This window comes from Parazoarcus sp. PS-13 R2A (genome assembly GCF_057621855.1).
This window is the reverse complement of record NZ_JBYEXN010000042.1, coordinates 1-12776: the sequence shown is the minus strand read 5'-3', so window position 1 is coordinate 12776 and position 12776 is coordinate 1. Positions and strand designations below refer to the sequence as shown.

General features: G+C 56.9%; 13 protein-coding genes. 3 read left to right on the top strand and 10 right to left on the bottom strand.

Translation table 11 applies throughout. From position 1 onward, the window contains the following. Window positions 1-209 precede the first annotated feature (209 nt). From AC22G6_RS21510 to AC22G6_RS21480, 7 genes are all read right to left on the bottom strand, one after another. Window positions 210-1484, bottom strand: a complete 1275-nt coding sequence (locus AC22G6_RS21510) for a cytochrome P450 (RefSeq protein WP_487368470.1) — start codon at window positions 1482-1484, stop codon at window positions 210-212. Window positions 1485-1641: 157 nt separating this feature from the next. Further along, on the bottom strand, window positions 1642-2694 hold the full coding sequence (locus tag AC22G6_RS21505; protein ID WP_487368469.1) for an MFS transporter: 1053 nt from the start codon (window positions 2692-2694) through the stop codon (window positions 1642-1644). 156 nt (window positions 2695-2850) lie between these two features. After that, a complete protein-coding gene (locus AC22G6_RS21500) occupies window positions 2851-3360 on the bottom strand; it encodes a carboxymuconolactone decarboxylase family protein (protein WP_487368468.1) in 510 nt (169 codons plus the stop codon). Window positions 3361-3405: 45 nt separating this feature from the next. Continuing rightward, window positions 3406-3807, bottom strand: a complete 402-nt coding sequence (locus AC22G6_RS21495) for a Cif family virulence factor (protein ID WP_487368467.1) — start codon at window positions 3805-3807, stop codon at window positions 3406-3408. An 85-nt stretch (window positions 3808-3892) separates the two neighbouring features. Further along, window positions 3893-4249, bottom strand: coding sequence for a Cif family virulence factor (locus AC22G6_RS21490; RefSeq protein ID WP_108951145.1), 357 nt, complete (start codon window positions 4247-4249; stop codon window positions 3893-3895). 40 nt (window positions 4250-4289) lie between these two features. Beyond that, window positions 4290-5321, bottom strand: coding sequence for a hypothetical protein (locus AC22G6_RS21485; RefSeq protein WP_108947920.1), 1032 nt, complete (start codon window positions 5319-5321; stop codon window positions 4290-4292). A gap of 15 nt (window positions 5322-5336) precedes the next feature. Then, a complete protein-coding gene (locus AC22G6_RS21480) occupies window positions 5337-6614 on the bottom strand; it encodes a cytochrome P450 (protein WP_487368466.1) in 1278 nt (425 codons plus the stop codon). A 176-nt stretch (window positions 6615-6790) separates the two neighbouring features. On the opposite strand from AC22G6_RS21480, the gene AC22G6_RS21475 reads away from it, so the two are divergent. Beyond that, complete coding sequence (locus AC22G6_RS21475) at window positions 6791-7486, top strand: TetR/AcrR family transcriptional regulator (RefSeq protein ID WP_487368465.1); 696 nt, start codon at window positions 6791-6793, stop codon at window positions 7484-7486. Between the two features lie 41 nt (window positions 7487-7527). Here AC22G6_RS21475 and AC22G6_RS21470 read toward each other — a convergent pair whose 3' ends face one another. Both AC22G6_RS21470 and AC22G6_RS21465 read right to left on the bottom strand, forming a co-directional pair. Beyond that, window positions 7528-9108, bottom strand: a complete 1581-nt coding sequence (locus AC22G6_RS21470; protein ID WP_487368464.1) for a phytoene desaturase family protein — start codon at window positions 9106-9108, stop codon at window positions 7528-7530. Between the two features lie 139 nt (window positions 9109-9247). Beyond that, a complete protein-coding gene (locus AC22G6_RS21465; protein WP_487368463.1) occupies window positions 9248-9934 on the bottom strand; it encodes a TetR/AcrR family transcriptional regulator in 687 nt (228 codons plus the stop codon). Window positions 9935-10127: 193 nt separating this feature from the next. On the opposite strand from AC22G6_RS21465, the gene AC22G6_RS21460 reads away from it, so the two are divergent. Continuing rightward, complete coding sequence (locus tag AC22G6_RS21460) at window positions 10128-11759, top strand: ATP-dependent acyl-CoA ligase (RefSeq protein WP_108947917.1); 1632 nt, start codon at window positions 10128-10130, stop codon at window positions 11757-11759. Window positions 11760-11790: 31 nt separating this feature from the next. Next, window positions 11791-12177, top strand: coding sequence for a VOC family protein (locus AC22G6_RS21455; protein ID WP_108947916.1), 387 nt, complete (start codon window positions 11791-11793; stop codon window positions 12175-12177). A 68-nt stretch (window positions 12178-12245) separates the two neighbouring features. Here AC22G6_RS21455 and AC22G6_RS21450 read toward each other — a convergent pair whose 3' ends face one another. Further along, a complete protein-coding gene (locus AC22G6_RS21450; RefSeq protein WP_159099363.1) occupies window positions 12246-12479 on the bottom strand; it encodes an antitoxin Xre/MbcA/ParS toxin-binding domain-containing protein in 234 nt (77 codons plus the stop codon). Window positions 12480-12776: the final 297 nt, after the last annotated feature.

Sequence of the window (12776 nt, the reverse complement as noted above, 5' to 3'; positions counted from 1 at the left end):
CGCCGCAGCGCGGGCGGCAACATTAAGCGGGGAAAGATTTGGACCTCTGGCGAGTCCAGTTTGGACAGACATCTAGACAATCCTTGGTGCTACGGTCTTCATCCAACAGCACGCTTCCCATGCGAAGGGAACGCACGGAAGGGCAGAGCCTGAAAACCATCATGAGGTCTCCCCCATGGGCAATCGGGCTCGACTAGCCGTCTTTTTGCTTAATCCCAGATGACCCTGACGGAATGCGGCCCTCGCAGCTGCGCACCAGTAATACGAGGTGCGGGAAAGTCAGGATCCAGGCGTATGTTGGGCAGCAAATCAAGCACTGCATTGAGCGCCACCTGCAATTCGGTCTTGGCAATGAACTGACCGATACACATGTGCGGGCCAAAGCCGAAGCCGAAAGACGGTTTGAGCTTGCGATCGATATCGAAGGTTTCGCTGTTCTCGAAGACCTCTTCATCGCGGTTGGCCGATGAGACGATGCATTGCACCATTGCGCCCTTAGGGATATGCATGCCCGCAAGCTCGATATCCTCCGCTGCCTGACGCACCTTGAAGGTTGCCACCGGCTCAAAACGGATAGCCTCATCGATAGCCTTGCCCACGAGACTGCGATCATTGCGGATCCGTTCGAGCAACTCGGGGCGTTCAAGCAGCAGGACCATCAGTGAGCCAAAGGTACGGGTTGTGGTTTCACCCGCAGCAGGCAGCAGCGAGCGAACAAAAGTGGTGATCTCGTGGTCGTCGAGCTTGCGGCCTTCGTACTCGGCACGAATCAGCCGACTGATCAGATCGTTGCCTTCGGCGCCATTGCGCCTGACCTCGACCACAGCCTCCATGACTGCATCGTAGAGTGCTTTCGCCGCCTCCATTGCAGCCTTGCGTGCGAGCGCAGCCCTCTCGGCGTCGACCTGAGGGCCGGCAAGAATCGCCAGCGCCCATGCCGCATATTGCTTGACCTTCTCTGGCTTATCGTCGGGAAATCCAATCAGCGCATAGATAAGGCGAATCGGAAAATAGAGCGCAAACTCCATCAGGTCAGCTTTCTTCTCCGACACCATTGGCAGGAGATACTCGTTGCGCACGATCGGGTCCATCTTGCTGTCGCGCCACGTATTGACGACATCCGGCATGAAGATCGGCTGCAGCAGTCCCCGAGCCTTCTTGTGTGCCTCGCCATCCATACCGGTAAGGATCAGGCCGTCAAAAAAGGCGCCGAGTCCCTCTGCGATGAATCCACTGGTGTAGTGGGTCGCATCGCGCAACACGTTCATCACGTCCTTGTACTTGAACACGGTGTACGTGGGCCGATTGGCATCGAGGCCGGCGATGTTCGGGACACCGAGCTTGCCCATGAAGTTCTCGGCAATGATGGGCGAGTTCTTGCGCATCTCGCGATAGATCGCGTTGAGATCGACGTCCTCGCCACGATAATTATCAGCCACCCCGGCAAATGCATCCTCAAGCGTCACATTCTTGGCACTGTTCATGATCTGTCTCCTCGTCGGCTTACTGTCTTGACGGTCCCGGCGGGATTTGCACGGGCCCGCCTCGACGTTTATTGAACACTTTTTAGAATAGTGCCTTATATCTTATCAACCGCCAAGTAACTATTTAGCGCGGACCATCCGCCTCCGCTAACCTGCCCTAGTCATGTGCTGCCGCAAGGCGCCGGGCCTCCAGGCTGCCAATACCGAGTGAAACCGCCATCACCCAGAACAGCGCAGCCGCACCGACGCTCGCGCCGATCAGGCCAAAGATCAGCGGCATCCCCATCATCGACAAATGAACGGACATCGAGCGCAGCGCGAGTGCCTCACCGTGATGCTGTCGTGGCGTGACATTGTGCAGAGTGGTCAGAATCGCCGGTTGAATCGCGCCTAATGCGATCCCCAGCACTGCCGCACAGCCCGCCATCGCCCATGCACTTTCGAGCAAGGGATAGAGGGCAAACACAAGACAGGTCAATGCCAGCGCGCCGGGGAGCAGGTGACGGCGAGGAAGGTGCTCCGCAATGAACGGAATTACCAGGCGCACTGCCATCGAGGCCACAGCGTAAGCAGCAAGCACCGCGCCCAAGGTCGATGCACTCAGGCCGCGCTCCACGCCAAGCACGGGAAGGGCAAAGCCGTGCACATCCCAACTTGCGGAAACAAGCCAGTTTATGAATAGCAGACGTGCGAAACCAGGCATTCTCAGTAGCTCTAGCACCGAATACTTTTTTCGTACGCTGGCATCGATAGCGACCGGCACTTCATGTGGAACGGCGCACGTAACAAGGAGCGAAATCACCGGCAGCATGGCAAGACCGACGAAGGCAATACGGAAGCCGAAGTGATCGATCAACGTGCCCGCCAGCAGCGGGCCAAGCAGTGCAGCAAGCGCGGGAGCCAAGGCAATCCAGCTGAACACCCGCAACCGGTCCGCGTCGTTGCGCGCAAACCGGCTTGCCGTACGTTGAATTGCGATCATGCCGAAGCCGGCGCCACCTCCGCATAGTGCAGCCGCAGTGCATAGCCCGGCAAAACTCGGCATCAACGCGCCGATCACAGTGCCACTGAGCGAGAGTGCGGCTGCGATCCGGACAGGAAAGTGATAACCCCGACGATCCGCAAGACGTCCGGCCGAAATCGCAAAGAGGGCCGGAATAATGGCGAACATCATCATCACCACGCCAACCGACCATGCGTCATGGCCCATTCGCAGAACCGAGAGCGGAACCGCCAGACGAGCACCCTGCAGGCACGCATGCAGACCTACCTGGCAAACGATCAAGGCAAAGAGCGCACCGCGCATGGGGTTGCTATCAGTAGTCAGCTCCGCGGGCTCTGCATTCACGCGGTAGCGCTCATCACATCATTCCTCGTAGGCCTGCTGAACGTAGGTCATGCGTCCTCCGGCCAGCATCAGTGCGCAGAACATGTTGAGTTCGACAATCTCGGCTGCCGTGAAATGCTCACCCAATCGCTTGAAGATGGAATCGTCGATCGACAGATAGTCACCGGCAAAGAGTTCGGCATAACGCAACGCGACCTGCTCTGTCGGAGAGAAGCGCGGATCGTCGCTGCCGAGGCACGAAATATCCTCCTCGCTCACATCATCGTTTTTCCGCGCGACCTGGCAGGCTTTACATGTCGTGATTGCAGCGATCCTCAGCCGCACCAACTCCTTTAGACGCGCATCAAGTACTCCGTGCAAATGCATTGTCTCAAGTGCCGCAAGCCAAGCCTGCGCAATGTCAGGGCGATGCGCCCAGACTTGCACTGGCACAGGGGAGCTCAGCATCCGGTTTGCAAGACCTTTCGCGACAGCGCCCGCAAGCGCGGGCGGCAACTCATCGAGTGGAACAGGCGGAATACGCGCCACAGATTTCTCCTGCAAGAATGGAGGCCTGGGTCAAGCAGTGTTGCGTCAGGCAAATCCGCGGAATTGCGCGAGATCGACTTCTGCGCTCGACGGCGGCTGGAGGAAATAGCACACCGAGAGCCTGCCAGGCGAGAAGCGGTAGGTTTCGATGCTCTCGATCACTAGATCAGTGCCACGGATGCAGTTGCGATGATGTACCGCGACATCGTCGCCGTTGATGATGGTGTTGAGCACCTCAAGCTCGAAGCGCTCGTTGTGCTTGTCCCACATCTCCTCGATGACAAACCACCCGTCCTGCTGTTCGTCACGTCCGGCGTATGCAATATCGAGCGCCTCTGATGCGACTGAGCGATAGTGCGCCATGAAACCAGGCTTGTCGTGGGCGTTCCAGCACCTCACCTGACCGCGCATGAAGCGCTCGATTGCTGCGGGGTCCACACGTCCCATCGCTGAGGCCTCCTATTTATTGATCACTTTATATTTTTGTGTACAACTTTATCTGACGCGGACGTGCCTGTCGATAGCGCCCAGATCATGGGTGACGAATGAAGTAGCGAACGGAAAGTGTGCCGTCCTCGCCAAACCGATAGACCTCGATAGTCTCGATGGCCATGCTCGCACCCTTCACCTTGTTCCGGTTATGGCAGGCTGCTTCGTTGGCATTCACGATCATCGTGACCTCTTCAATCTCGATCTTTGCGTTCTGCTGCTCCCACATGCCCTCAAGAACTGCCCAGCCGTCTGCTGCCGGACGGCCGACATACTCGATCGACAGGCCTCCCGGAGCGGCTTCACGATAGGCAGCAAGAAAGCCGTCTTTATCATTACGATTCCAGCAGGAAATCTGCGTGTGAATGAAGTGTTCAATTGCGTTCGCGTCGATACTCATGTCCAGTCCTGTCAGTGGGTTGAGAAGGGGGTATCGCAGTTCAGAGATCGCATCCATACCGGTTACGTGCCGAACCATTTCGACGATCGGATTCGCCCCAGGCCATCCAGCGATCGGGTTCGCGCTCGTCACCTACTTTTCGCCATCGCCCCTCCTGCTGCGCGGTGATGGGAAAGCCTCCGACGAAATCCATCATCTCTCCCTTCGGATCGGGTAAAAACTCCCACGCTTCCTTGCCATCGACAACGATACGGGCGTATTCGGCAAAGTAGCTGCCGTCCTTGTGTCGCACTTCGCCCTCGATGTCGGTCGTGCAGTACACCTCGCCGCGATCATTCTGGAAGATTGCATAGCCGAGATTGTCATGGCCCACCATGAACGAGCCCGCATCCCAACTGCCGTCCGTGTAAATTGTGGCAAAACTCCACCAGATGACGTGCATCTTGTTGTTCACTACAAGGTCTTTCTGGAAGTGAATGGCGCCTCCCTCTGCCATCCAAGCCTGATCGAGCGCGATCACCCCCTTCACAGGGCGTCCTTCGCAAGTACCAGCCACATCGTAGAGTTGTGATACGTAGAAGGTGCCCCAATGCTCACCGGGTAAATACCACTGCATTCCATTTCCAATCAGCGAGCCGGCGATGTCGAGGAGGCCGTCCTCCTTCCAGCTGAAACGCTCCCCGGAAGCGGTGATCAGCCACGGCTCACCCGGCTCTCCGTCAATGCTCGACCAGCACGCCGTATCGCCTTCGAGCCAGCGCTTGGGAAACATTGTCATCGCCCGCGGCGCGATCCGTTCCTTGTCCACGCGGATATGGGCGTTATCAATCCGTGTCGACTGGTAAATGAATTTGGTCGGATTCGGCGTGCTGTTGGGAGCATTGACCGCGCGCACGACCGAGTAGATATGCCCCTCCTCGTCCCGTACGCTACCGAACGGCATGTGCTTTGTGAGCTTTAGCCCGAAATGGTCTCGTAGGTCTGCCAGCTTCGTTCCGCTCACCTTTTGCGGGGCAACCAGGCATTGATAAGCGAAGTCGCCTCGCTGAGGGATTGTCTTGAAGGTTCTCATGGGCCGCTTCCTGCCTCAATCCCAGATCACGTGCACATGGGATGCGCCACGCAACTGGGCACCCTCGATCACCGGCGGCGGCATGTCAGGATCAAGTCGAATGTTGGGGAAAAGGTCGAGGATAGAGTTGATCGCACAGGCGATCTCGACCTTAGCAACAAACTGACCGATGCACATATGCGGCCCAAACCCGAACCCGAAACTTGGTTTCTGCTTGCGATCAATATCAAACACATCCGGGTTCTCGAAAATCTCGCCGTCGTGGTTCGCCGAGACAACCAGACACTGCACGAAAGAACCCTTTGGAATCTTCACGCCGTAGAACTCCACGTCCTTGGCGACCTCGCGCACCTTGAACGTTGCCAGTGGCTCGTAGCGGATGGTCTCGTCGATCAGCTTGGGCACCAGGCTGCGATCCGCCTTGATGCGCTCAAGCATGCCCGGTGTGTTGAACAGCAAGGTCAGCACCGACCCCAGCGTACGCGTCGTGGTCTCGCCCGCCGCAGGCAGTAGCGAGCGCACGAAGGTGACGACCTGATGGTCGTCGAGCCCCTCGCCCTCGTATTCCGCACGCAGCAAGCGGCCGATCAGGTCGTCACCCTGGCTGCCTGCGGCACGCCGTGCAACAACGACCTCCATGATCGAGTCGTAGAGCATCTTGGCTGCAGTGCCAGCATTACGACGGGCCTCTTCCACCTTGGTCGGATCAATCTGATTCCCACCGACCATCGCCAGCGTCCAGGCGGCGTACTTCTTGTACTTGTCGGTATCCTGGGTCGGAAAGCCCATAAGGGCGTACATGATGCGGATAGGAAAGTAGAGCCCGAACTCCATCAGATCGGCCTTTTTCTGTGGCACGAGCGGCTCCAGAAAATCCTTCCTGATCAGCGTTTCCATCGTGTCACGCCACTTGTTCACGGTGTCGGGCATGAACGCGGGCTGCAACAGCGCGCGAACGCGACGGTGTGCCTCTCCGTCCATGCCTAGAATGAACAGCCCGTCGCTGAAGGCAGCGCCCAGGCCCTCGAGAATGAAGCTGTTTGTGTATGTGGTTGCATCACGCAACACATTCATCACATCGTGATAACGAAAAAGCGCGAAGGTCGGACGCGTACCCTGCTGCAAACCCGCATTGGTTGGCACGCCAAACTGCTTGATGAAGTCACCCACAAAAATCGGAGACTTGTCACGCATCTCGCGGCAGGCTGCGTGGATGTCTCCAGTACCCTTGTAGGTGTCGGAAACAGCCGTATAGGCACTCTTCAGGTCGAGGTCGTTCAGATCGCTGCTCAATTCAGTCTCCTTGTTATGCTCACATGGCACTGGGCCGTAAAATATGATCATTTTTTTAGTTTCTGATCACATGTTATCGTGAGATCGTCCACCAAGACTGAATCTGGGCCGCGCTTCGTTTGACCTCGAGTCAAGTGCGTTACGCTTGTCCTTATGTCCTACCCTTTCAGAATCCCATGACAAACTCAGGCAAGCCGTCAGAGCGTCCATCCCCCGACAAACGCGAGACGCTGAGACGAATTGCGGAAGCGGCGCGCCAGGCCTTTGCGGCCAAAGGCCTTGCAGATGCGCGTATCGATGACATCGCTCAGGCCGCGGGCGTGACGAAGCAACTCGTCTATCACTACTACCGAAGCAAAGAGGAGCTTTTTGCGTGCGTGCTTGACGAATCATCGGCAACAACTATGATCGATCTGGTCGCCATCGAACTGGACCAGTTTCCGCCGCGAGAGGCGCTGCGCACGTTACTCAATCACATGATCAGCCCCTATAGCGATCCAATGCTGAGCGCACTCGCCCAAGAGGGAATTCGCTATCACGAGAATCACATCACACCGCGCAACAGCTTTACGGATCTCGCTCCCAAGCTGAAAGAAAAGATGCGCGACATCATCGAGCGTGGTATGAGGGCTGGCGAGTTTCGGTCGGATGTCGATCCAGACCTCTTCCTCGCTGCCGCGGTGCAAGCAACGACAAGCGCCTACGTGAGTCGCTACACGGTAGCGACCCTGTGCGGACTCGATTTAAACCGCGATGAGGATGCCGACATCTGGCGGCGCTATTCAGTGGATTTCGTAATGGCTGCAATCGAGGCAAAGCGCAGTGACTGCCATTCACTAAAGCGTCCTCTGCCACCCGAGCAGCGGAACTGATCTGAAACCGCCACACCTCCGCCGTACGGGCACACAGAGGATCAAGCAGCCAGGAACCGCTTCACACGACCAGCGGCAATACGGCCGGGCAATCCGTTGACCCCGCCACCAGGATGAATACCCGCGCCGCCGAGAAACAAACCTGCGATGGGCAAGGTGTCGCCACCAAGACCCGCAGCAGGGCGCATTGATGAAGACCGGGTCGTACTGGTGTCGATATGCACAACACAACCACGATGTACATTTAGCCTTGCGGCCAAATCCGGTGCGGCTTCGATGCGTCGGGCGATTTCGAACTCCTTAAGGCCTTCCATGTAGTTGGCAGCCTGATCCACCACCTGCTGCGCAACCGTGTCGCGAAGAACCTCCCAGCCCTCACGCGGCTCGACCGGCATGGCGACGGGGTAGAGGTAGGCGACATCCTGTCCTTGCGGTGCCTGTGTCGGATCAACGGCAGTGGGGGCCGTAACCCACATGTACGGCTGATTCGAGACCTCTCCGCGAGCCGCGCAGCGGAAGTTGTCCAGCACGCCTTCCGAGGTACCGATCAGAATCACGCACTTGCGCAAGCTGATCCCATCGTTCCGTTTTGCTTCGAGACGTTGATAGCTAACCAGTCCGTTGAGCGCGACATCGACCTTTAGCGGGGATGCACCATGCGCGTTCGACGGGGCCAGCGCAACCCGCGTCAACGTGCGACGGTCGAGCGCTCCCGGAGTAACCATCTCCAGCGCCATCTTGGGATGAATCGACGCAACCACGGCACGGGCCTTAATGAGGCGCCCGTCCTTCAGCCGGACACCGGTCGCCTTGCCACCTTCCGCGACGATTTCAGCGACTGGTGCAGAAAGTATGATCTCACCACCAAGCTCGGCCAACCGCGCACCCAGCGCATTCGACAGCGTCTGCATGCCGCCCACAGCGCGTCCAAGACCGAAGCGATGAATGAATCCGAGCAAAGCGAAGTAAATCCCAGTCGCCTCGTTGGCGATCGGCCCCGCCGCGCCAAGCAAACAGCACAATGCCGATTGCACGACGGGATGCTCAAAGCGCTCCATGATCGAGGTGTAAGCCGGACTACCAACCAGCGCCATGATCTCAGGCTTGAGATGACGATTTCGTAGCACGGCCTTAAGAGCCTGCCACTTTGCTCTGAAATTCCGCTGCATGGGATCAACACGCATCATGGGCACGGCCATGTCGACAAAAGCATTGACCAGTGTCATTAATGACAGAAATTCCTCGGCATCGTGCGCCGAATAGCGTGCGATCTCATTTGCGGTCTGCGCCGGGTCTCGCCAGAAAATCAGAGAACTGCCGTCTGGATGCGCGTAGACGTAACCCGGCGACATCTCGACCTGACGAAATCCATGCCGCTCAAGCTGCAACTCCTGAGGCATCATTGGATGAACACGCAACGACATCAGGTCGAGTGCGCATGGATGAATCAGGTGTTGCGGCGCCTCGGGAATGAGGTAACCACTGGAGGCCATCCCTCCGACTTTGTCTCGGGCCTCTATGACGATCACGCGCTTGCCTGCCTCAGCCAAATAACAGGCGGCAGACAAGCCATTGTGACCACCACCGACAATTGCCACGTCGTACTGGTTGGGCGTATTCATGCAGTCTCCTTCCGGGGGGCCGGATCTTCTTCTTTGATGGCAGTGTTCGATTGAACACGCAATAAAGATTGAAGCACGCCAGCGGAAGGGACAAAGAAGTTCGGTTTGACGTCAAGTCAAAGCGCCCTTCAGACAGACGTCAGCGTCGTGCAATACGCCCCGACATCAACATGGAGGCAAGCCGCTCAAGACGACGTGGCAGATTTTTCCGCTCGGGACCAGCGGGAACAAGTTGCTCACTGAGGATGTAGCGAACAAGGAGTTCGCACACAAGCTCACGATCAAGAACGATTCCTGCCCGGGTCTCCCAAGCATCAAATACGAGACTTAGCGCATCCTGGAAACGGACAACCGAGTCATGGAAGATGCGCTGAAACCAGCGCATCGCATACTCAGGTGCAACAATCAGCAGGCGCCTTGAGCGGCTGTTCTCGAGGTAGTCATCGATAAAGCGGACTACCGCCTCAAAGCGCTCATCGGGGTCGACGTAGGGCTCAAGCGCCTCACCAAGGGCCTTATGAAAGCGGTCGCGCTTGTGGCGCGAAAAAGCATCAAGCAAGTCTTCTTGTGAGGAAAAATAGCGGTAGAACGTACCGCGGGAAATCCCCGCTTGCACACAGACGTCGAGTATGGATATTCGATCCGCCCCTGACTGCAGAATCACTTCTTCTGCAGCCGCTAGAATCGTTTGAATGGTGCTGTCGGATCGCCGATTCCGGCGTACCGCCCGCACCTTGCCAGTCCCCGCGTCCGCGCCAGAGGCCTTTTTCGTGCGCGCGCTCTTCGGCGCTACGTCACCCTCAGGCATCGCGCTCACATCCTCCATTACTACGTCTCCCTTTTTCATAGCCGGATTGTAGCCTTCTCGCGAAAGCGAGGCATCACTTCGCCCAGGCGACCGAAGTCTTTCCGTTGTTTGTTTGACAGTTTTGCGTTTTCTGTTTATGTTTTGCATCCAAAATCATTCTAACGGCACGCAAAGCCCGGTAGGGCATCCCTTGGGCACAGGAGACGAGAGCATGGCAGGCATGGGTAATCCGGAATCATGGTCGGTTGGTCAGCAAGATACGGTAATTGCTGCGCTGGATCGCGCAGTCGCCGCACACTCTGACCGGGTTCTGCTCGATTTCGGTGGCGAGCTATTCACCTACGGCGAGCTAGATCAGCTTTCTACGTGTTTTGCAAACTCGCTCGCAACGCTCGGCGTCAAGTCTGGCGATACAGTGCTGAGCATGCTCGACAACAACATCGACGCGGTTACCAGCTGGTTGTCGATCAACAAACTGTGTGCCGTAAGCGTGCCAGTCAACACGGCTCTTCGAGGCGAGTTCCTGCGCCACCAGATCGCCGATTCCAAAGCTGCCATCGTCATTTGCGAAGCGGCCTATCTTGAGCGGATTGCACAGGTGGCAGACGGGCTGTCAGATGTGCGTCTAATCCTGTACCGAGGCGTCGCAACCGAGCTTCCGCCCTGCTCAATTCAGATGGCACCGCTGGATGAGCATCGCGGTTCAGACCAAACTCCAATCGAAACCAAGCCCAACCCTTGGGAGCTTGCATGCATCGTCTATACGTCTGGAACAACCGGACCTTCCAAAGGGTGCATGCTCAGCTACAACTACATGTGTAATCTTGCGCGCCTTCAATTGCGTGCAGGTCCAGCTACAGAGAACGATGTGACGATCACACCGCTTCCGCTATTCCATATGAACGCGCTGTGCGTTGGAATTCTGTCGAACATCATGGTTGGTGCGCGAGTTGCAATCGTACAGCGATTCTCGGTATCGAATTTCTGGCAGGAGGTCGAGCGCAGCGGCGCCACCATCGCGTCAATCCTCGGAGGTATGGGTGGTCTGCTCGCACTGGCACCCGACAACGAGTCCATGAAACGCTGTTTCGGCCAGATCCACACCGTCAGAGGAAACCCATTTACAGAGGACTCGAAGCGAATCTGGCGTGAGCGCTTTGGCGCAAAGCAAGTGGGGGGCAACGGCTACGGCCTCACCGAGGCAAGCGTGATCACATCGCTGCCTGGTGGCGAATATGCAGCGCCAGGCTCGTCAGGCAAGCGCATTGCGGATTTCGATGTGCGCATCGTTGACGACCTCGACCGCGAACTACCCGCCAACACGCCGGGCGAGATCGTCGTCAGACCCCAGCGCCCAGATATCATGTTCATGGGATATTGGGGACGTCCTGCCGACACGATGAAGCTGATGCGCAACATGTGGTTCCACACGGGCGACATCGGAAAATTCGACGACGAAGGTTTCTTCTATTTTGTCGACCGCAAAAAGGACTACCTGCGGCGTCGTGGGGAAAATATCTCCAGCTTCGAAATGGAGGCAGCCTTCGCCGCTCATCCCTCAATAGAGGAAGTCGCGGTTCACGCTGTTCCATCGGACAAAGGCGAAGACGACGTCAAAGTCACTGCCATCCTCAAACCAGGCTGTGCTCTGAGCCCAGAAGACCTGTTCAAATGGGCCGTCGATTCCGTTCCCTATTACGCCCTGCCCCGCTATATCGAGTTCCGCGACTCAATGCCCAAGAATCCGCAGGGTCGCGTTCTCAAGTATCAATTGAGAGACGAAGGAAAGACCCCGAACACTTGGGACCTTGAAACGACTGACATCAAGGTCAGCAAACGATAGTTGCGACGACGCCCGCACAAAGGAATCGATCATGAGCATTTTTACCCATGTAACCCTTGGCACTTCGGACCTCGAGCGTGCCAGGGTGTTTTACGATGCCGTACTCGAACCACTGCACATGAAGCGTTTAATGCATGTTGAAGGCAAGGCTTGCGCTTGGGGTCACGAGCACCCCCAGTTCATCGTCCTCTACCCACGCGACGGAAATACAGCAAGCCATGGCAACGGCACAACCATTGGCCTGTTGGCGCCAGACCGTTCGTCGATCAGAGAGTTTCATCGACGTGCCATGGAGCTCGGCGCAACCGATGCAGGCGCCCCAGGGCCACGCCCATTCGCGCCAAACGCATACGCCGCCTACATCCTCGATCTGGACGGCAACAAGGTGGTGGCCTCCTGCCGAGAGCCAGAGGCATGAAACCAGAGGAGAGCTACCGAACTCGACTCAAGGTACGTTGCTTCAGGAAATACAAATCAGATCAGCACTCACTGAAAAATACCGTAATAGAGCCTGAACAGCTGAATACATACCTTGCTCGCACCGTCTGACGATCTTGAAATATCTACCGGCGACACTCCCCCAAAGTGTTTCGATGGCGTCGTCAGATACTGCACCGCAGCGTCCGAGTCAGACCATACATCGTGCGCAAGTTCGTCGATATACGACGCACGTTCGTCCTCCGATAGCCTTGAGAAATCAGGCAGCGTCTCACAGTCCATGGCACGCCTCCTCGTAAGTTTCATCGCTGCAGTATCTCGTAGACACATCCTAGTTACAGCCCGAGGGGCTACCAACCGGTAGCGTCTTGATCACAAGCCGGCGTGTTTGCAAAGAGCTTCAAACAAGGTACTGAAATCATTAGAAAAGCATCTCAACAAACACTCACATTGGCAAACACATATTTGTTTCATTGTGGTCCCAGAACGGGATGAAAAGGTTGTTGCCAACCGCCGCATATAAGCCCTAGGAACGGCACAAGGACTGATGCAAATGGGGCCTCGTACGCAGCCCAAGGT